General features: G+C 42.3%; 13 protein-coding genes. 12 read left to right on the top strand and 1 reads right to left on the bottom strand.

Annotation, left to right across the window (positions count from 1 at the left end; translation table 11 throughout):
- Position 1: 1 nt before the first annotated feature.
- Positions 2 to 937 carry a dihydrodipicolinate synthase family protein gene (locus BDD43_RS22265; RefSeq protein WP_121199902.1) on the top strand — a complete coding sequence of 312 codons (936 nt, stop codon included), beginning with the start codon at positions 2 to 4 and terminating at the stop codon, positions 935 to 937.
- On the opposite strand, the gene BDD43_RS22260 is transcribed toward BDD43_RS22265, so the two are convergent.
- Positions 934 to 1806: an AraC family transcriptional regulator gene (locus BDD43_RS22260; RefSeq protein WP_121199900.1), complete on the bottom strand. Its 873-nt coding sequence runs from the start codon at positions 1804 to 1806 to the stop codon at positions 934 to 936. The two genes, BDD43_RS22265 and BDD43_RS22260, sit on opposite strands and share 4 nt — an antisense overlap.
- A 473-nt stretch (positions 1807 to 2279) precedes the next feature.
- Between BDD43_RS22260 and BDD43_RS22255 the strand changes: the two genes are divergently transcribed.
- The 11 genes from BDD43_RS22255 (at position 2280) to BDD43_RS22205 (ending at position 21755) form a co-directional block, all read left to right on the top strand.
- Positions 2280 to 3908, top strand: coding sequence for a fucose isomerase (locus BDD43_RS22255; protein ID WP_121199898.1), 1629 nt, complete (start codon positions 2280 to 2282; stop codon positions 3906 to 3908).
- 23 nt (positions 3909 to 3931) lie between these two features.
- Positions 3932 to 4612: a DUF3826 domain-containing protein gene (locus BDD43_RS22250; protein ID WP_121199896.1), complete on the top strand. Its 681-nt coding sequence runs from the start codon at positions 3932 to 3934 to the stop codon at positions 4610 to 4612.
- 68 nt (positions 4613 to 4680) lie between these two features.
- Positions 4681 to 7833 (top strand): SusC/RagA family TonB-linked outer membrane protein, encoded by a 3153-nt coding sequence (locus tag BDD43_RS22245; RefSeq protein WP_121199894.1) that lies wholly within the window; start codon positions 4681 to 4683, stop codon positions 7831 to 7833.
- A 21-nt stretch (positions 7834 to 7854) separates the two neighbouring features.
- Positions 7855 to 9708, top strand: coding sequence for a RagB/SusD family nutrient uptake outer membrane protein (locus tag BDD43_RS22240; protein WP_121199892.1), 1854 nt, complete (start codon positions 7855 to 7857; stop codon positions 9706 to 9708).
- 48 nt (positions 9709 to 9756) lie between these two features.
- Entirely contained in the window at positions 9757 to 10737 is a 981-nt protein-coding gene (locus tag BDD43_RS22235; RefSeq protein WP_147425714.1) for a hypothetical protein, read from the top strand.
- A gap of 508 nt (positions 10738 to 11245) precedes the next feature.
- Positions 11246 to 12916 (top strand): polysaccharide lyase, encoded by a 1671-nt coding sequence (locus tag BDD43_RS22230; protein ID WP_121199888.1) that lies wholly within the window; start codon positions 11246 to 11248, stop codon positions 12914 to 12916.
- A gap of 44 nt (positions 12917 to 12960) precedes the next feature.
- Entirely contained in the window at positions 12961 to 16125 is a 3165-nt protein-coding gene (locus BDD43_RS22225) for a DUF6298 domain-containing protein (protein WP_121199886.1), read from the top strand.
- Between the two features lie 5 nt (positions 16126 to 16130).
- Positions 16131 to 17531, top strand: a complete 1401-nt coding sequence (locus tag BDD43_RS22220) for a glycoside hydrolase family 140 protein (protein WP_121199884.1) — start codon at positions 16131 to 16133, stop codon at positions 17529 to 17531.
- Positions 17528 to 18448, top strand: a complete 921-nt coding sequence (locus BDD43_RS22215; protein WP_121199882.1) for a glycoside hydrolase family 43 protein — start codon at positions 17528 to 17530, stop codon at positions 18446 to 18448. The genes BDD43_RS22220 and BDD43_RS22215 overlap by 4 nt, the downstream gene beginning before the upstream one ends.
- 26 nt (positions 18449 to 18474) lie before the next feature.
- Positions 18475 to 20313: an exo-alpha-sialidase gene (locus tag BDD43_RS22210; protein ID WP_121199880.1), complete on the top strand. Its 1839-nt coding sequence runs from the start codon at positions 18475 to 18477 to the stop codon at positions 20311 to 20313.
- Positions 20313 to 21755 (top strand): sialate O-acetylesterase, encoded by a 1443-nt coding sequence (locus tag BDD43_RS22205; RefSeq protein WP_121199878.1) that lies wholly within the window; start codon positions 20313 to 20315, stop codon positions 21753 to 21755. The genes BDD43_RS22210 and BDD43_RS22205 overlap by 1 nt, the downstream gene beginning before the upstream one ends.
- The last annotated feature ends 1 nt before the right edge of the window (position 21756 follow it).

Here is a 21756-nt window from a genome sequence, read left to right as displayed (position 1 = left end):
AATGCAACAAAAACCAAAAGGGTTTATCCCGGTGATGCTCACACCATTTAAAGATAGCGGCGAAGTAGATTATGACGCACTTACACAATTAACCGAAGTTTATTTGCAGGCCGGTGCCGCAGGGCTTTTTGCCAATTGCCTATCCAGCGAGATGTTTGAGCTTACCGATAACGAAAAGCTGCAAACCATTAAACACATTGTTAAGGTGGCCAATGGCACTGTACCTGTTGTTGCAACGGGTACCTTTGGCGGTGCTATACCCAAGCAGGCCGATTTTGTAAAAAAGGTTAGTGATGCCGGTGCCGATGCCGTAATTATACTGGCGGGTTTAATTGCTGAAGAAAACGAAGCCGACGATATATTTAATGAGCGCATTCATCAATTACTGGATTTAACCGAAAATATCCCTCTTGGATTTTATGAATGCCCGGTACCTTATAAAAGATTGCTGTCGCCCAGCCAATTAATGGGTTTTGTGAAAACCGGACGAGTTATTTATCATAAAGATACCTGTTTGGATATTGTACAAATTAAAGAGAAGCTAAAAGCAGGAGCCGGTAACCCGCAATTTGGTTTGTATGATGCTTACATGGCCCACGCTGTAGAATCGTTAAAGGCAGGTGCCGCCGGTTTATCGTGCATACAAGGTAACTTTTTTCCCGAATTGATAGTTTGGTTATGCAATAATTACGCAAGCGAAAGCTTAAAAACCGAAGTTGACCAGGTGCAACAGTTTTTGATTGACCATATGGATGTGATGCACAACGTATATCCCATTATAGCTAAATATTGGCTTCAAAAACGCGGGCTGGCTATTTCAACCTTTACCCGCAGAGAGGTTGGTGTTTTTTCAAACACTATTAAACAACAAGTAAATAGCCTTTACCAGGATTACGACGTACTGCAAAGCCACCTGGGCCTTTCGTTACAGGTTTAGTTGTGCAGGTATTTGCGTTTATATTCAAGCGGTGTCATGTTTGTTATTTTTTTAAAATGGCGGTAAAAATTTGATACATTATTAAAACCGCACTCAAAGCACAATACTTCGGTAGGTAATTTATCCTCAATTAAAAAGCGGCAGGCATGGCTTATCCTAATCTCGGTTAAAAAATCAGAAAAGGTTTTCTTGGTCATCAACTTAAAATACCTGCAAAACGAGGTTACGCTTAAATTACCTATCGAAGATATTTCTTCCAACGTAATTTCTTTTTTGTAATTGGCCAGTGTGTACGAGCAAACTTTATTGAGCCTTATCGTATCCGACTCGTTAGATTGATGAAATTCGTTGTGCGATAGCGTAATTGGTTTAAAATCTTCATTTTCGGCAAGTATCTTGAGTATCGAAAGTAATACTATTATACTATCCAAGTTGGTTGCATCAACAGCGCGGCGCATTAAATTTGCCAGTTCGGTTTTGGCTTTGCCGCCAATAATTAAACCGCCTTTTGCTTTTTCAAATAGCTTAGGTAAAAGGTAAGCTTCGGGTAAATTAAGCAAGTAACGGCCAAGGCAATCAGGTAAAAAATGTATAACTATAACCTCAACATTGAGGGGCGAATCAGGTACAAAATATTCCTCTTTGCAGCGCCAGCAATGAGGTAGGTTTTCGCCCAGTAAAGTGATCTCTCCCGCCGAAAAATTGCTGATGTTATCTCCAATAAACCGTACACCTTCGCCCTTTATTACATAATGAAGTTCAAGTTCGGGGTGATAATGCCATATACCCCTAAACGTGGGTATAACATCGTGGCGTATACTAAAAGAGTTTTGCGGCTTAACGGCTACCTTTAAAAAATGAGGCTTCATGTTAAATAGAAAATGCTAAAAATTAAGTATTAATACAATTGGTTTGCAATATTTACAACATTGCCGTTGGCTTTTTAGGTACTTTATAAATATACCACATTATTATCAAAAAACGTGGTTGCGTATAACAACGCAACTCCGTTTTTACGCCCTCCAAAGTTAAAAAAAACAAACATATGTTATGCTAAGATTATACAATAAGTGGATAACAATTCGCAGAAATATGCTTAACGGATGTTACATATTTGTATTAGAAGTAGGTTTTTAATTGAAACCGCTTCAACTTGTATATAAACCAACAACATAAGCTATACATTTTTGCATACCGATTAATTGGTCGTCTTTTTTAAAGATGCTTAACTGATACAATATTACCAGGGTTATTTGCCGGCGGTTTGTCTGCAAATAAGCTCAAATACCTAATTCGTGCCTGATATTTTTAAAGTTAATTGTCGAAATAAAATATATCCTGAATGTTAAATAACCAAAAGCAAATTTTACTTGTAGCCAGTGGCGATCTGCGTTTAGCTGCAAACCAAATATGCTGGCCAGAGCAAGCTAAAGCAGAAGCTTTACTTATTGCAGCCGTTGAAAAAATTGGCTGGACAGTAAAACGCGCACATGCTTACGACGAAGAAAAGAAACACGGCTTTATTGATTCGCAAAAAATGGGAATCAATGTTTTTCGCACTATTGATGCTTACCAACCCATTATTGTACTCGAAACCGTTTGGCAATATACTCACCATGTACTTGCCGGTTTATTTACACACAAAGGCCCCATATTAACGCTTGCTAACTGGAGCGGTACGGCACCAGGTTTGGTTGGTATGCTTAACCTCAATGGCTCGTTAACAAAAGCTGCGGTTGAATACAGCACGCTTTGGAGCGAAAATTTTGATGACGACTTTTTTAACGACAGTTTACAGGAGTGGTTGTTAACTGGAGCTATCAAACACGATCAAAGTCATGTAAAAAGTTTCGACAATATTAAAATCCCCTTAAACGACGAAATTACGGGCCGTGCTTTTGCCCGCCAGTTAAAGGCAAATAAAACCATTATGGGTGTGTTTGACGAAGGTTGTATGGGTATGTATAATGCCATAGTTCCTGATGAGTTATTGCACCCTACAGGCTTTTTTAAGGAGCGTTTAAGTCAATCGTCATTATACGCTGCCATGCTAAAGGTTACCGATGCCGAAGCAGAAGCCGTTTTAAACTGGCTGTTACAAAAAGGCATGACCTTTAATTGGGGTACCGATACCGTTACCGAACTTACCAGAGAACAAACGCTTGAGCAATGTAAAATGTACATTGCTGCAACACGTATAGCAGACGATTTTGGCTGCGGAACAATAGGAATACAATACCAACAGGGTTTAAAAGACCTTACCGTAGCCAGCGATTTAGTTGAAGGTTTATTAAATAACCAGGATAGGCCACCCGTTTTTGACGAAGCGGGAGTAGAGCTTTACCCCGGTGAAGCCTTACCGCACTTTAATGAAGTTGATGAGTGTGCCGGTATTGATGCCTATGTTACCTACTACCTGTGGAAACAGTTAGGTATGCCTGGCGAAAACACTCTGCACGATTTACGTTGGGGCCAATACTATCAAGACGGAAATATAAATGATTTTGTTTGGGTGTTCCTGATATCGGGTGCCGTGCCTGCGGCCCATTTTACCGGTGGTTATAAAGGTGCAAGCAGCGAAAGGCAACCAGCTATGTTTTTCCGTTTGGGAGGTGGAAGTTTAAAAGGCATCAGCAAACCGGGCCATTTAGTTTGGAGCCGGATATATGTGATGGATAACCAATTACATGCCGACATGGGCGTAGGCGAATCGGTTTTATTACCCGAAGCCGAAACCAACCGCAGATGGCAGGCTACTACACCACAATGGCCAATTATGAATGCCGTATTAAAAGGCGTTAGTCGCGATCAGATGATGGGCCGTCATAAAGCAAACCACATACACGTTGTTTACACTACAGGCCAGGCCAGTGCCCATCAGGCTTGCCGTATTAAGGCAGCCGCCTTTGCCGAATTAGGCATTAAGGTACATATCTGCGGTGATGTTGATTACAAAGGGACACAATTTTAATAAACAGAAACACTATTTTAAAAATGATAAGATCTATCCAATTATTGTTCGTTTTAATGTTTACAACTTCGGTATTAGGCTTTGCCCAAACGGCGCCGGTTACCGATGCTGATAAAGCTGCGCAATACACCAAAACAATTACCGACCGGGCTAATAAAATAGTGGCCAAATTAGGTATTACCGACGCCGCCAAATACAAACGCGTGCTTGATGCTGTAGTAAACCAGTATCGTACCATTAACGATATTCATGAGTTACGCAATGCGCAGGTTGCTGATATTAAAAAGCAAGCCGGAGATGATAAAGCCGCTGCCGCTGCAAAAATTAAAGCTGCCGACGACGAATTGGCCAGCAAAACAGATAAACTACATGCCGATTACCTTGCCAGATTAAATGCCGATTTAACTGCCGAGCAGGTTGATAAGGTAAAAGACGAAATGACCTACAATGTTTTATCGGTTACTTACCGTGGTTATACCGAAGAAGTATTAACGTTAACCGAAGCGCAAAAGGCCCAAATTAAGGCTTGGCTTATTGAGGCGCGTGAGCATGCTATGGATGCCGAATCGTCAAACAAAAAGCACGAAGTATTCGGTAAATATAAAGGCCGTATTAATAACTACTTATCCAAAGAAGGGTATGATATGAAAAAGGAGGGTGAAGAGTGGCAAAAGCGCATTAAAGAAAGCTCGGGTAAAAATTAACCCGGCTTTACATACAATTATAAGAAACCAATTAATAAACCAAATATGACACCAAAACTAGAATTATTATGAGAAAAATTTTCCTCTTATTTTTTGTAATGCTCGCTATAGGCATTACAGTGCAAGCCCAAAATCGCACTGTTACGGGTACGGTTACGAGTAAAGATGACAACGGTCCTCTTATCGGGGTAACTATTGTTATTAAGGGTAGTACTGCCGCCACATCAACAGATGTAAATGGTAAATACTCCATTAAAGTAACCAATTTGCAAAACGTTGTAATTGGAGCAAAATACCTTGGTTATGAATACCAAGAAGTTAGCTTAAAACCAGGTGAATTGAAAGTTGACTTTGCTTTGGTAGCTACCAACAGCAGTTTAAACGAGGTTGTTGTAACCGGTTATGGTACTACTGTAAAAGGTAAAATTTTGGGTGCGGTTTCTGAAATAAAGGCGGCCGAATTTGAAGATCTTCCGGTGGCCAACCTTGGTACAGCTTTAAGAAACAGGGTTGCGGGTGTAGGCGTAAGTGTAACATCTGGTAAACCTGGTGCTGCTACAACGCTGGCTCTTCGCAATCCGGTAACATTTACGGGTTCTTCTACTATTGGTCAAACTTCAAATCCACTGTATGTTATTGATGGATTAATTTCCACAATTGATGATTTTAATAACCTTGATGCAAGTTTAGTAGAAACAATTTCGTTTTTGAAAGATGCTTCGGCAGCAATCTACGGTGCATCGGGCGATAAGGGTGTAGTATTGGTAACTACCAAAAAAGGTAAAATCGGTAAAACACAAATTAATTATTCGGGTTACAGCGGTACATCTACTGCAGCTCAAGCTCCTAAGATGTTAAGTGCCTTTCAACAAGCCACTCTTTTAAATGATGGTTGGGCTGCCAGCAATACTGCAAACACCTCACGGTTTTCACAAGCCGATCTTGATTTTTTATCAACTAACCCTTACGATAGCTGGTATCAGGATTTATGGCATTCGTCTACCACGCAACGTCATACCATTAATTTAAGTGGTGGTACCGAAAAAATATTGTTTTTTGCAGGTGGAAGTTACTACTATGAAACCGGAAATTACGGTAATATTAATTCTACAAAATATAACATTCGCTCGGGAATGACGGCCAAACTTACCGAAGATATTACGGCGTACATTAGTTTAAATACTAATTATTCTAAAAGCTTTTCAAATTCGCTAAAGTCTGCCTCAAGTACCGATACCGAGACAAGCCAGATTTTAGCATTAATAACAACTCCGCAATGGGTGCCCTTAACTATTAACGGTTTACCTAACGGATATGGAGATGTAAGTGGTAACTCAACATGGAACCCTATAGCACTTTATAATTCGGGCACATATAATAAAACAAACGCGCAAACCATTAATTTAAACTCATCGTTGGAGTGGCGCCCTAAGTTTGTTAAGGGCCTTACCATTAAAGAGCAATTTGGTAAAAACAACCAAACTTCGGGTAGTAACCAATGGCTTGTGCCCTATACAGTTTATAATTTTACCAGAACAGGTCAAAATAGCAAATTGTTTAGTACAGTACCGTTGGCAAGTAAACCGTCTCAAATTAACTCAAACAGCGATCAGCTTCAACAGGGTACTGGCTATAACAATAGTTACGAGTTAATTACGTCGGCTGATTATTCACGCGTAATTGGCAAGCATACTTTTGATATAATGGCACTTTCTGATTTAACAGAAGGCTCATCAGGAAGCAATTTATTGTATAGAACTACAGCCCAAATACCTGGTGTAGATCAATTTTACGCTTACCCTTCATCTACAACCACAGTACAATTAAACCCTGGTGCAAACGTAGGTAAGCAAAGTTATTTAGGTAAAATGAGTTATGACTATGCAGGTAAATACCTCATGCAGTTAATAACCCGTGTAGATGGATCTACAAATTTTCCGGCTGATAAAAGATGGGGTGCATTTCCTGATCTGGGTTTGGGCTGGCGCGTGAGCGAAGAGAAATGGTTTAAGCCGTTTACAAAATATGTTAATTCGTTAAAATTGCGACTGAACGTAGGCTTAGTTGGTGACGACAGGATTACGCCTTACACCTACGTAGCTGTGAATACTCCGGCAAGTAATAACTACATATTTGGCAGCGGTAATACTGTTGTTAACGGAATAGTTGCAAGTACTACATTTGCTAATCCGGATGTTACCTGGGAAAAACAGCGTCAAACCAATTTTGGTATTGATGCTACATTTCTTGATAGCAGGCTTACAGCAACAATCGAAATTTATAACAAACACACCTATGATGGTTTTGTTGACTTTAGTAGCCTTGGCATAGTACCTCAATTTACCGGCCAATCTCTTACAGCAGTAAATAATGGTATTGCTAACAATTGGGGCAGTGAATTTGATTTAAGTTTTGTGCAGCCTGTTAGTAAAGACTGGACAGTGCGGGCAAACGTAAATTTTGGTTTCAGCGACAACAATATTGTACAGGTTGCATACGCTCCCGGCAAAATAGGTACCGTTGATGCATTAACCGGTATAACAATAGGTCAATCATCACACACCTACACCAGCAGTAACATAGGTTACATTGCAACAGGTATCATCAAAACTCAGGCTGATGTGGATGCTATCCTGGCTAAGAACCCCAATTACACTATAGGAGGCGTAAAACCGCAACCCGGGTTTATGAACTATCAGGATACTAATGGCGACGGAAAAATTGATGCAAACGATGTTGGTTTAATGTACCCTAGTGTTAATAGCCCGTTTAGCGGTGGTATAACCCTGGGAGCTTCTTATAAAACTTTTAGCTTTAGTATTAATGGGCTATTTGTTATTGGCGGTAAACTGCAAACGGATGGCCAGGCTAAAAAACCTGCAACAACTACGTTAAATGTACCTGTTTTTTGGGCAGATCATTGGACACCTGATAATGTAAATGCGGCTTTCCCGCGCACAGACGCCCCTTTGATAGATCAAAATTCAACTTTTTGGACAGTTAGTGCTACTCAACTACGTATTAACAATATGGCAATTTCATGGTCGCTACCTAAACGCATATCCGAAAAATTAGGAATACCTAATCTAAGGGTTTTAGCTTCTGGTACCAATTTGTGGACCATAATTAATCCATATAGTTATAAAGATCCGCTTACATCAAGTTATTCGGATTATCCAACCCTCAGAACATTGTCGTTGGGTTTAAACGTAACATTGTAATAATTACTAATTGAAAACGAAATGAAAAAGAATAGTATAAATAAAAGAAAAATAGGTTTGCTGTTAGTAGTATTAGGCATACTGGGGATGGGGTGTAAAAAAAGTGTTTTGGAGCAGGTTAACCCAAATGCTATAGATGCATCTCTCTTTAACTCGGCCTCGGCAGCTAACGAATTTGTTAACAATATATATACATTGGCAGCACCGGCGTGGCCTTTACCAACGGCAGTACACAACTCAACCGATGAGTTTTATAACTCAACTACAACCGAGTTATACGGACAATTAACCGTAGAAAGTGTTACCGATATATCGGGCACTGGTACTACTTCTTTCTATTATATTATGTACCAGATTAATGCTGGTATACAAGGGATAGAACAAGGTACACTTGATGCTGCAACAAAGGCGCAGTTAAAAGGCCAATTGTATTATTTTAGAGCATACATGTATTTTAATGCCATAAAACTATATGGTGGCGTACCATTGGTTTTAAAACCGTTTAATTTGATTACTGATAATTTATTGATACCCCGAAGCAAAACTAGCGATTGCGTAAAACAAATTGCGAGCGATTTGGATTCGTGTTATGCTTTACCGGCAAGATGGTCGTTATCAACAGACGGTGGCAGGGTAACTAAAGATGCTGCGCTGGCTTTAAAAGGAAAGGTTTTAATGTACTGGGCCAGTCCGCAATTTAATCCAAACAATGCCGACCCAACACGTTGGGAACCAGCTTACCAGGCCTGCGAATTAGCGTATACCACGGCACTTGCCGATGGTTATAAATTAATGACAAATTATAGCCAAATTTTTACAGATGAAACCGCCTCAAATACCGAACGTATTTTTTGGCGCACTTATGATATAACAAGCATAAGCCCTACACACGGTAACAACATCGAATCGTTAACCCGTCCGTATTCTGAAACTATTTCTGGCGGCGGTAGTTACCAACCTACATGGAACCTTGTACAAGCTTATGGCACGTTTGATGGTTTGCCAATTACCGATCCGCAAGCTGTTAGCGTATCCGGGTATGATTCTGAGTTATGGTGGTTAAAAAGAGATCCACGTTTAGCTGCATCAATTGCCTACAACGGTTGCGTTTGGAATTTAAGCGGTAAAACAAACCGTTTGCAATGGAACTATACCGGTATGCTTGATGATAATAACACACCAACAAAAACAGGTTTTTATTGCCGTAAATTTAACATTATCTCTCTTAGCCCGGCTGCCGCTGTTTACAACAGCAACTCTGGTGGTGGAAGTGGTATCGACTTTAATGAAACGCGTTTTGCCGAGGTGTTATTAAATGCTGCAGAAGCAGCTAATGGTTCGGACCGCTTTGCTGAAGCACAAACTTTATTGGTATCGTTACGCCAGGCCAGGGGCTTGAGTGCCGGTAGTTTTAACTATGGTGTAGCAAAAATAACATCTAAAGACCAAATGTTTACCGAGTTGTGGAGAGAGCGTGAAGTTGAGTTTGCAATAGAAGGCAAACGCTATGATGACTTGCGCCGCACCAGGCAATTTGATAAACTATCTGGCACCACCAGGCAGTCGTTCTTTTGCGCAGCAAAATCACCATACGTTGCAGGCTCTGGTTCTGTAGCAGGCAAAATCTATTTGGATGTTGCCGATCCGGTTACTTTGGTTAAACCGAGAGATCTGATTAATGTTAATGTTAGAGCACAATACGAACAATATTTTACTACCGCTGTAGCAAGTTTAGAAACAAATTCGTCAACGCCCGTAATAAGCTGGCCTACAAACTATTATTTCTTCGCTTTTCCAACGGCCTTTATAAGCACAGATATCAAGTTACAACAAACCATAGGATGGCCTAACGGTGTGTTTGATCCAACAAAATAAGCTGTTTAAATAAATTGTTTGTTAAACAACGTTAAAAGAAACTTAAACATGAAAAAAAATATAATTTTATTTTGCGCTTCCGTAATGCTAATTAGCATACTGGCAAGCTGTTCAAAAAACTCGGCCATTCCCAACTTTAATACCGTTACCGTAACTTTTGCAAATAATGGGCCCAAGTACGTTACGTCGGATATTACAGTAAACCCAAAAGATAGTATCCAGTTTAGTTACACGGTTACTTCGCCAATAAGGATGCAATATGTATACCTGGTAAAAAACGGAAGTGTAATTTTATCGGATACGTTAAAATCGGGCAACAAGCTTAGTTTTACGGCCACTAAAAAATTGGTTGCCGATACTGCTAACGGCCCTTTTACTTACGCTGTAATTGCCCGCGATACTACCGGTTACTATTTAGGCACCAGTAAGGTTATAACGGTAACAACCGCTGCCGACTTTATTTACTACACCAACCGTACCTTATTTGTACCAGATACTGTTGCAAAAGTAAACCCATGCTATTTTAATTCAACTTTGGGCACGGTTTTAAGTTATTCAAAAACAGGAGCTGCAGGTAGTGCCGGGATAGATTTTGGATATTATTATAACCCCGACAGTGCGCAAACGGCGGGTGTTAAAAAAACACCTTTTGGGCATTTTTTATATGCATTAACCGTTTCGCCGGTGCCTAACCCGATAGCTTTTTACGATATAAGTACCTGGACAAAAAATGCAACCATATTTAAACTATCCGGTACGCCTACGTTTGCTTCCATTTTATCAGGCGGGGGTATCAAATCGGGCTGTGCAACTAATTTAAAAACAGGTACTTCGGCTATAATCCCGGTAGTTACAACAACGGTCTCATCGGGCAAACAAACTGATAGTTTTACCCCGCTCGCATCGGGTAACGTTATTTGGTTTAAAACGGCGGCAGGTAAATTGGGTGTAATCCAGATAGATTACATCAATCAAAATTCGGCCGCGCATGGTACATTCATGACAATTGATGTTAAAATTGTTAAATAAAAGATAGCAATATCAATTACAAAAACGGGGTAGCACTTAAAACGCTGCCCCGTTTTTATTTAAAGGTGTTTTGTATACAATTGCCATACATGTACCTATATTTAGGTTGCAATTATAAAAACCAATAAAGGCTTACTTTTGTATTATATTAACAATGTAAAGCTATGTGTGTAATACTGTTTGCTACAGATGTGGCTGTTATTTGTTAATATATATGGTCAAATAGTTCAATTTGTAACATCGTTGCGACAAATTGGTTGTTTTAGGCCTATATGGGCCTCGTGATAATATTGTATAAAACCATGCGAACATACTATATGAAATTGCTTACGATACCATGCATATTTGAATTAATATAATTTGCTAACCAAATACCTAAGGCTCTAAAAAATAATTTACTGTATTAATGTAAAATTGAAAACCAGTCGGGGTAGATTGGCAACAATTGTAATATGCATTAAATATTAATTAGATAGCCGGGTTTAAATTGAAAATACAATCAGTAATTATGAAAAAAACTATCCTGCCACTATTATTTTCCGCAGCTATTTTAGCTGCGCAATCGGCATTTGCTCAGTATCCGCAAGAGCCTAAAGCGGCACATGATGCGGCGGCTGCGATGATGAAAGAGAACGAACGCAAGTCTGATTCGGCCTGGGCCGTGGCCTTGCCAAAAGTTCAGTACGATCAACAACATGGTAAGCCATATGTGCCCTGGGCTGCCCGCCCTACCGATTTGCCTCAGGCAAGTATATTGGCATTTCCGGGTGCCGAAGGTGGCGGCGCTTATAGCTTTGGCGGTCGTGGCGGCCAGGTAATAGTTGTAACCAGTTTGGCAGATAGCGGCCCTGGTACTTTGCGTTGGGCTTGCGAGCAAGGCGGTGCACGTATTGTAGTATTTAACGTGGCAGGTATTATCCGCATTAAAACGCCTATTATAGTTAAGGCACCCTATATTTCGATAGAAGGACAAAGCGCGCCCGGCGACGGAGTGTGCGTTGCCGGCGAATCATTCCTGGTAAATACGCACGATGTTGTTATCCGCTACATGCGTTTCCGCAGGGGCGAAACCAATGTTGCCCGTCGTGATGATGCTTTGGGTGGTAACCCGGTAGGTAATATCATTGCCGACCACGTATCAGCAAGCTGGGGTTTAGACGAGAACTTTTCGATGTACCGCCACATGTATGATGCCGGTATAGGAGAAAAAGAAGAAAAGCACGGAACAGCTAATATCACCATCCAAAACTGTATTTACTCCGAAGCTTTAGATTATTGGAACCACTCATTCGGTAGTACAACCGGTGGCGAAAACAGCTTACTCATCCGCAACTTATGGGCCGATAATACAGGCCGTAACCCATCCATCGGTTGGAACGGCGTTTACAACTTTGTAAACAACGTGGTATTTAACTGGCACCACCGCTCGATGGATGGTGGCGATTACACAAGCTTGTTCAATATCATTAATAACTATTTTAAACCGGGCCCGGTTACTCCAAAAAACGAGCCTGTTGGTCATCGTATCTTAAAGCCAGAATCTGGCCGTAGTAAGATGAAAGAAAAAGTATTTGGCCGTGCCTATGTTAATGGTAACATTGTTGAAGGTAACGACCGGGTAACCAAAGACAACTGGGATGGCGGTGTACAGGTTGAAGGCGAAGGCGGCAAAGAATTGCCGGATGCCGGCAAGTACAAAGATTATATGTACTCCGACAAACCTTTCCCGCTGCCACCTGCGCCTATCAAAATATTACCGGCACAAGAGGCTTATAAGTTTGTTATTGCAAACGCCGGTGCAACACTGCCCGTGCGCGATGCCGTTGATAAACGTATTACCGAGCAAGTACGTACCGGTAAAATTGAATACAAAGAAATGGTTACCGATACCGATTTCCAATTCAAGGTGCGTAAGTTGCCAAGAGACTCGTACAAAATGGGTATCATTACTGCGCCATGGCAAGTTGGCGGTTACCCTGAATATAAAGGGACGCCTTACAAAGACACCGATAACGACGGTATGCCTGATGCATGGGAAATTGCTCATGGTTTAAACCCGAAAGATGCCAGCGATGCCACTAAATTGGCTAAAAACGGCGGTGGCTACACCAATATTGAAGTGTTTTTAAATACACTTGCCGAAAAAGGTGAAAAGCCAATTGATACAGGTAAAAAATAATAGGCTAATTTTTTTAAATAGCTGTAAATTAAATAATTATAAATATGTTTCTCCAACAGAAACTCAAGTGCACTATAAATTCCTGCTTTTTAGCAGGAATTTTATTATTGGCTGTATCTGCAACTCAGGCGCAAAAGGCTGCCAAACAACCTAAGCCACAAGCGCCCGTATCCGAAGGGAAGGATGGCAAACTGGTTTACGCGCCGGATGCACTTGGTAACCGTATTCCCGATTTTTCGTTTTGCGGTTATATGGCTTCCGAAAAAGCTATTCCAAATGCACCGGTTCGCGTTGTGGTGCCTGTTAAAAAGGGCGATGCAACTTTACGTATACAATCGGCTATTGATTATGTGGCTTCGTTACCAGCCGGTAAGGATGGTTTACGCGGAGCAGTATTGTTGGAGAAAGGTAAATACGATGTTTCGGGCAGTTTACTCATTCGTCAATCGGGAGTGGTGCTGCGCGGTAGTGGCAATACTTTAGATGGTACCATATTAGTTGCCGCCGGAAAAGACAGGGCTACCTTTATAAGAATATTAGGTATTAACGACAAAAAGAACGAGGCACCGGAAAAAATAACAAATAGCCATGTGCCTGTAAACGCTACCGATATTAAGGTTGCTAATGCCGCTAAATTTAAAGCCGGAGATATGGTAATGGTACACCGGCCAACTACGCAAGCCTGGATTGAAAAATTAGGTATGACGGAATTTGGAGGTGGCATATCATCGTTAGGATGGAAACCAAACGAGCGGGAGATAAACTGGGACAGAAAAGTACTTGCCGTTAACGGCGATTTGTTAACACTGGATGTGCCCCTAACAACCGCTTTAGATAGTGCCTATGGCGGTGGTTCGGTTTCGGTTTATCAGTGGCAGGGCCGTATAAGCCAGGTTGGTGTAGAAAACTTGCAAATCAGGTCAACCTATGACGAAGCTAATCCAAAAGATGAAGTTCACCGCTGGATGGCCATTACTGTTGAAAATACCAGCGATGCCTGGGTTAGGCAGGTTGTTTTTAAACACTTCGCGGCATCGGCAGTCAACGTGCTTGAATCTTCAAGGCGTGTCACGGTTGAAGATTGTAAATCGCTATCGCCAACATCCGAAATAGGAGGGCAGCGCCGTTTTGCCTTTACCACAACCGGCCAGCAAACGTTATTTCAACGCTGCTATTCCGAATTTGGTTATCACGATTTTTCTGTGGGTTTGTGTGCGCCGGGGCCAAATGCCTTTGTGCAATGTAACTCCTGGCAATCGGTAGGTTTTAGTGGTACTATTGATAGCTGGGCATCGGGCGTTTTGTTTGATGTTGTAAATATTGATGCAAACAAGTTAAGTTATGCAAACCGGGGGCAGTATGGCCAGGGTGCAGGTTGGACTGCTGCCAACAGCCTTTTTTGGAATTGTACGGCAGCTATAGTTGATTGCCCTAAGCCGCCAACCGCCCAAAACTGGGCCTTTGCAACCTGGGCGCAATTTGAGGGCGATGGCTATTGGAGCGACTCGAATAACAGCATTTCGCCGCGTAGTTTTTACTACGCCCAACTGAGCGATCGTATTGGCGGTGCAAAAGCAATGGAACTGGCTCAAATATTCCCATTAAATACTTCTGCATCGAGTAGTCCGAGTGTTGAGGAAGCGCAAAAATTAATAGCACGCTACAGCAAACCGCAAATACATTTAACCGATTGGATAGATGAGGCGGCAACACGTAACCCCATCCCGGTAGGGAAATCGGGTTCTAAAACTATCGACGAAGTAGGTGTTAAAGAACCTGCCACTCCAAAAATGGCCGACCCAATGGCGGTTGTTAACGGTTGGATAGTGCGCGGCAATTCGGTTTTAACCGGACGCCATTATGATTCGCCGTGGTGGATGGGTAATACCCGCCCCGACGGCATCAAAGCTGCTAAACCATCGGTAACCCGTTACGTACCGGGCCGCACAGGCACCGGTTTAACAGATGACCTGGATAGCATGACCAATAAGATGGTTAACCAGCATGTACTAACTTACGAGCATAACTACGGTTTATGGTATGATCGCCGTCGCGACGATCATGAACGGATCCGTAGGATGGACGGCGACGTGTGGCCACCTTTTTATGAGCTGCCCTTTGCACGTAGCGGCGAGAGCAGTGGCTGGGACGGTTTAAGCAAATACGACTTAACAAAATACAACCCCTGGTACTGGAGCCGTTTAAAGAAATTTGCCGATTTGGCTGACGAAAAAGGTTTAGTGCTTATTCATCAAAACTATTTTCAACACAACATTATTGAAGCCGGAGCCCACTATGTTGATTTTCCGTGGCGCACGGCAAACAATATTAATAATACAAGTTTCCCCGAGCCTGTTCCGTTTGCCGGCGATAAACGGATATTTATGGCCGAGCAGTTTTACAACGAAAAAGACCCTGCTTTAACTAAGCTGCACACCGCGTTTATAAGGCAGTGTATGGATAACTTTAAAGATAATACGGGCGTTATCCAACTCATTGCCGAAGAATTTACAGGCCCACTGCATTTTGTGCAGTTTTGGGTTGATAACATAAAGCAATGGGAAACAGATAATAACAAAAAAGAAATTATAGGTTTAAGCACCACAAAAGATGTGCAGGATGCTATTTTGGCCGATGCTGCAAGGGCTGCTGTAATAAACGTTATTGATATTAAATATTGGCACTACAATGCCGATGGTACAACATATGCACCCCCGGGTGGCCTTAGTTTGGCCCCGCGCCAGCACGCTCGTTTGTTAAAACCCAAAGCTACATCGTTCGATCAGGTTTATAGGGCTGTGAGCGAGTACCGCACAAAATATCCCGATAAGGCAGTAATTTATTCGGATGATGGTTATGATAATTATGGCTGGGCCGTTTTTATGGGTGGTGGTTCGCTGGCTGTTGTACCTGCTGTGGCAAATGCCGATTTTGCAAAATCAGCCTCGGCAATGCAACCTGTTAAGGCCGTGGGCGATGCAAAAGGGCAATATGTTTTGGGCGGTACAAAAGGTTATATTGTATATAGCAATTCCGATCAGCCCATTCATTTGAATGCGTCCAAACTATCGGGCCAATTAACGGTGCATTGGATAGATGCAAAAAGCGGACGCATTATTAAAGAGGGCGAAACCTTTTTTGGTGGCCGCGATGTAGAGTTAAAATCGCCGCAAGGTGGTGCAGTTATCATGTGGGCATCAAGTAAATAACAACAATGTATAAAAAACTCAGTTTAATTATAGTATGCGCATTAGCCTGCCTTGCTTTTACTTTAAGCAGTGATAACTTCCCGCAAGGAAGACTTAAAATATCGGCAAACAAAAGGTATTTTACTACTGCCGATGGTAAACCGTTTTTTTGGCTTGGTGATACCGGTTGGTTGTTGTTTTCCAAATTAAACCGCGAGGATGCCGAAAAATATCTGGAAGACCGTCGTGCCAAAGGTTTTAATGTGATACAGGTAATGGTATTGCACAGCCTTGGTGTAGTTAATGCCTATGGCGATTCGGCTCTGGTACATAAAAATGTAGCTACGCCGCGCGTTACCGAAGGCAGCACTTTTGGCGAAAAGGGCCAGTATGACTATTGGGATCATGTAGATTATATAGTTGACCTGGCCGCCACAAAAGGAATTTACATAGCTATGGTTCCTGTTTGGGGGTCGAATGTAAAAATGCGTGGCGGCGTTAACCAAAAAGATGCTAAAGTTTATGCGGAGTTTTTAGCTGTGCGATATAAAAACCGCCCTAACATTATCTGGATGAATGGCGGCGATGTGCCGGGTAGCGATTCTATTAAAGTTTGGAAAACTATCGGTTCAATACTTTACCAGGCCGATCCATCTCACCTAATAACTTTTCACCCACGTGGGCGCACGCAGTCGTCTATCTGGTTTCACCACGAAACCTGGTTAAGTTTCAACTGCTTTCAATCGGGCCACCGCGATTATAAACAGGATACCTCTAAAAAAGATTTTAAATACGGCGAGGATAACTGGAAGTATGTTAACTCGGATTATAAAAAACTGCCCGTTAAACCAACTTTGGATGCCGAACCATCTTACGAAGGCATACCACATGGTTTACACGATACCACTTTGGCCCGCTGGACGGCTGCCGATGTGCGTCGTTACGCTTACTGGTCGGTTTTTGCGGGTGGTTGTGGTTATACCTACGGTAATAACTCGGTAATGCAAATGCATAAACCGGGCGAAAAGGGAGCGTCGTATGGGGCCAAAGCTGCATGGTTTGATGCCATTAACGATCCCGGAGCATCTCAAATGGTCTATATCAAACAACTGATGCTGTCGCGGCCATATTTTGAGCGGGTGCCCGATCAATCTATTATCGTGGCCGCAAAGCAGGGCAAAAAGTACAATTATTTAATAGCCACGCGCGGTAAAAATTACGCTTTTGTTTACACCTATAAAGGTGGTACAATAAACGTTAATTTAGGTAAAACATCGGGCCGGCAAATAAAGGCTTCGTGGTTTAACCCGCGTAATGGCGAAACTAAAACAATAGGCACCTTTGCCAATTTAGGCACAAAAGCATTTAAGGCACCCGGTGCTGTAAAAGACGGTAACGATTGGGTATTGATATTAGATAAGGCATGAAGAAATATTGGTTCATCATCTCGGTTGCAATAATGCTTGCCTCGTGCAGTACAAAAAAGAATGTATATCTTTTTACATCTTTCCACGAGCCTGCAACCGATGGTTTGCGCCTTTTGTACAGTTATGATGCTTACCATTGGACAGACCTTAACCATGTTTTTATAAAACCCGAAGTTGGCGATAAAGTAATGCGCGACCCTTCGATAGCGCAAGGGCCCGACGGTGTATTTCATTTTGTTTGGACATCTGCCTGGACTGGTGGAAAAGGCTTCGGCTATGCCGATTCTAAAGATTTGATGCATTGGTCGCCACAAAGGCTCATTAATGTAATGGACGATGAACCAACAACAGTAAACGTGTGGGCACCGGAAATTTTTTATGATGATGATAACAGCCGTTTTATTATTGTGTGGGCATCAACTATTCCGGGCCGTTTTAAAATTGGCACCGAAACCGAAACTAATAACCACAGGCTATACTATACAACCACTACCGATTTTGTAACCTTTAGTAAAGAAAAACTATTTTACGACCCTGGCTTTAGCGCCATTGATGCCGAAATAGTAAAACGTGCCAAAAACGACTATGTAATGGTTGTGAAAGACAACACCCGCCCAAACCGTAATATTAAGGTAGCATTTTCAACAAGCCCTTTAGGGCCTTACACCCAGGCATCGGAAGCGTTTACACAGGGTTATACCGAGGGGCCAACGGTAGCAAAGGCAGGCAGTAATTATTTAATTTATTACGATGCTTACCGCGAAAAAATATTTGGCGCACGCAGCACTACCGATTTTAAAACGTTTACCGATATAACCAAACAAGTGAGTGTGCCCGCAGGACATAAACACGGTACTATTTTTAAAACCACCAAAAAGGTTTTAAACCAATTAAAACACGAATCTGGAGTTAATTAATAACTGCAGATAGAGGATTTTTACTTATGAGAGGCATTTGTAATATAGCTTTATTGTTAGTTACCTGTTGTGGTTTTGCACACGCACAAGATACCGTGCATTATACAGGCAATACGGTAGTTAATGTAGATTATCATCACGGCCAGTTGAGCCCCGCGATAGGGGTGCATAGTACTCAAATATTACGTGCCAACCGCGAGCATCCCGAATTGGCCGATGGTTTTGGCTTTACCTATAACCATGCGCCAATGCTGAGTTACTGGAACAATACCTTTTATGTTGAATATTTGAGCGACAAGGTAGGAGAGAGCGTTCCGCCGGGGCAAACGCTGGTAGTTACATCAAAAGACGGGCAAACGTGGTCGAAACCCGAAGTTGTTTTTCCTCAGTATAAAATACCCGATGGCACAACCAAGCCGGGGCATAGCCAGGTTGCAAAGGATCTTTTTTCGGTAATGCACCAACGGATGGGCTTTTATCAGGCAAAATCAAAACGTTTGTTTGTACTGGGGTTTTATGGAATTTGTTTGGAACCGCATGACGACCCTAACGATGGTTTAGGTATAGGCCGCGTGGTGCGCGAGGTTTTACCAAACGGTAAGTATGGGCCTATCTACTTTTTACACTACAACCCAAAATGGAACGAACAAAATACATTGTACCCGTTTTATAAAACGAGTAAGGATAAAGGTTTTATACAAGCTTGCGACGAATTGATGGCTACCCCGTTAATGATGATGCAGTGGGCCGAGGAAACCGACAGAAACGACCCTTTAATTCCGTTACATAAAGATTATAAGGCGTTTAACTTTTACCACTTGCCAGACGGCAGAACGGTAGGCTTATGGAAAAATGCCTTGACCTCCATCAGTAAAGACGATGGTAAAACCTGGGGAGCCGTTACGCGCGCACCCCGGTTTGTTAACAGCAACGCCAAAATATGGGGGCAAAAAACATCGGACGGTAAATATGCAACGGTTTACAATCCATCAGAATTTAGGTGGCCCCTGGCGATATCAGTTAGTAGAGACGGTTTAGATTATACCAATTTGTTGCTTGTAAATGGCGAAATAAGCACCATGCGTTATGGCGGAGCATATAAATCGTACGGGCCGCAATATGTGCGCGGCATTGAAGAAGGCAACGGCGTTGTGCCCGACGGTAAGTTGTGGGTTACCTACAGCATGAATAAGGAGGACATCTGGGTATCATCAATCCCGGTGCCGGTTACCGATGTTGCCGATGCGCATGCCAATGAAGATTTTAACACCATGCCCGCCGGTAGGGAACTGGATAAGTGGAACACATTTAGCCCGCAGTGGGCTAAGGTGCAGATTGAAAAAATGGTTGATGGAACAAAAGCCCTTGCCCTGCACGACGAAGATAAATTTGACTACGCACGCGCCGAGCGTGTTGTACCCGAATCGAAAAAACTACTGGTTGATTTTACTGTAGTGGCTGGGCAAAACAGCAATGGGATGTTAGATATTGAGTTCCAAAACGCCAAAGGCGATGCTGCCATCAGGCTCACGCTCGATTCGACAGGCGCATTTATATCCAAGGCCGGCTATCGCGCCAAAAGCATTCTCAAAAAATATGAGGCCAATAAAGCATACCACATTATTTTGAAATTGAATACCGATGCTCGTTTTTATTATCTCAATATTGATGGTAAAGATTTGTCGCCGGGTTTGTTTTTTGCACCTGTATTGAGTGTAAAACGTGTAGTATTCCGTACGGGTGGCGTACGCAGGTTCCCCAATGCTGATACACCAACCGACCAGGACTATGATTTGCCACAAGCGGGTGAGCGTGATAAACCGGCGGTGTTTTATATCAAATCGTTTTCAACCCAAAATTTCTGATGATTAATTACAAATTATATACGGCCACTTTGCTGCTTGTTTTTGGGTTGTTTGTCTCCCCAAAAACACATGCCGAAATTGTTTTACCCCGTGTTATTGGCAGTGGTATGGTGTTACAACAACAAAAGCTATTACCCATTTGGGGAACAGGCACTCCCGGCGAAAAAGTGAGTGTGAAGTTTGGTAAGCAGCTAAAAAATACGGTTACAGATGGATCGGGAAACTGGAAGGTAGTACTTAACCCATTATCGGCTTCTGAGAAACCCGAAACGATGACAATATCGGGAACAAACACAATTACGCTTGATAATATTTTGGTAGGAGAGGTTTGGATATGCTCGGGCCAATCAAACATGGAATATGAGATGCGCAAGAACAGTAAGGTGAGAAAACCCGACAGTTTGGACAAAAACTCCCCGGTTGATGAACTGGCACACGCGCACGATACAAGTATCCGTATATTTTGGGTGAACCAAAAAAACCTTCAAACCAAAGGCAATTATTTGGCCCGGTGGAACTTGGCGCAGGATTCGGCTCTGAAATCGTTTTCGGCGGCGGGCTATTTTTTCGCTAAAAATTTGCGTAGCCAATTGCATGTTCCGGTGGGTGTGGTTTGCGCCGCAATCAGCGGAAGCGCAATTGAACCCTGGATCCCCGAAGGTGCATATTCTGCGATACCATATTTTCAGCATGAGGGAGCTTTTTGGAAAGAGGGCGGCAAGTTTTATCACAGCATGATTGAGCCTTTGGCACCTTTTGCTATAAAAGGTTTTTTATGGTACCAGGGCGAAGCCAACATGGTAGAAAGCATTAGCTATGCTTATAAAATGGAAGCACTGTTTAACTCGTGGAGAAACTTATGGAACGAGAAAATGATGCCGGTTTATTATGTGCAAATAGTACCCTATAACTATGATAAGTTGATACCCGGGCTTCCTGCCGAACGGTTAGCTGAGTTTTGGGAAGTGCAAACTATGGCGCTGGCCATCCCCAACACAGGGATGATAGTAACTACCGACCTAACCGATATAACCCCAAACCTGCACCCGCCCTATAAATGGGAAGTTGGCCGCAGGCTGGCACTGGTAGCTTTGGCTAAAACATACGGTAAAAACTTAGTGTATTCGGGGCCTATGTATCAATCTATGCTGGTTGTGGGCAATAAAATAGCCCTTTCTTTTACAGGTACAGGTAGCGGTTTGGTAAGTAAAGATGGCAAGGCATTAAGCTGGTTTACCATTGCAGGTGCCGACGGAAAATTTGTACCTGCTGATGCGGTTATTGTGGGCAATAAAGTAATGGTATCGTCGCGGGATGTACCCGTGCCTGTTGCCGTGCGCTTTGCCTGGAATCAATTAGCAGGTCCTAATTTGTTTAATAAAGAAGGTTTACCTGCCGGGCCGTTCCGTACCGATAACCCTTTAAAATTTACCGCTAATTGAT

Source organism: Mucilaginibacter gracilis, from assembly GCF_003633615.1.
In the GTDB taxonomy this organism is placed as follows: domain Bacteria; phylum Bacteroidota; class Bacteroidia; order Sphingobacteriales; family Sphingobacteriaceae; genus Mucilaginibacter; species Mucilaginibacter gracilis.
Note: the sequence above shows the minus strand (reverse complement) of the source record. Positions and strands in the feature narration are given on the sequence as shown.

Coding starts and splice junctions, on each gene's coding strand:
- BDD43_RS22265 (WP_121199902.1), top strand. CDS start 2: ATGCAACAAAAACCAAAAGGGTTTATCCCGGTGATGCTCACACCATTT.
- BDD43_RS22260 (WP_121199900.1), bottom strand. CDS start 1,806: ATGAAGCCTCATTTTTTAAAGGTAGCCGTTAAGCCGCAAAACTCTTTT.
- BDD43_RS22255 (WP_121199898.1), top strand. CDS start 2,280: ATGTTAAATAACCAAAAGCAAATTTTACTTGTAGCCAGTGGCGATCTG.
- BDD43_RS22250 (WP_121199896.1), top strand. CDS start 3,932: ATGATAAGATCTATCCAATTATTGTTCGTTTTAATGTTTACAACTTCG.
- BDD43_RS22245 (WP_121199894.1), top strand. CDS start 4,681: ATGAGAAAAATTTTCCTCTTATTTTTTGTAATGCTCGCTATAGGCATT.
- BDD43_RS22240 (WP_121199892.1), top strand. CDS start 7,855: ATGAAAAAGAATAGTATAAATAAAAGAAAAATAGGTTTGCTGTTAGTA.
- BDD43_RS22235 (WP_147425714.1), top strand. CDS start 9,757: ATGAAAAAAAATATAATTTTATTTTGCGCTTCCGTAATGCTAATTAGC.
- BDD43_RS22230 (WP_121199888.1), top strand. CDS start 11,246: ATGAAAAAAACTATCCTGCCACTATTATTTTCCGCAGCTATTTTAGCT.
- BDD43_RS22225 (WP_121199886.1), top strand. CDS start 12,961: ATGTTTCTCCAACAGAAACTCAAGTGCACTATAAATTCCTGCTTTTTA.
- BDD43_RS22220 (WP_121199884.1), top strand. CDS start 16,131: ATGTATAAAAAACTCAGTTTAATTATAGTATGCGCATTAGCCTGCCTT.
- BDD43_RS22215 (WP_121199882.1), top strand. CDS start 17,528: ATGAAGAAATATTGGTTCATCATCTCGGTTGCAATAATGCTTGCCTCG.
- BDD43_RS22210 (WP_121199880.1), top strand. CDS start 18,475: ATGAGAGGCATTTGTAATATAGCTTTATTGTTAGTTACCTGTTGTGGT.
- BDD43_RS22205 (WP_121199878.1), top strand. CDS start 20,313: ATGATTAATTACAAATTATATACGGCCACTTTGCTGCTTGTTTTTGGG.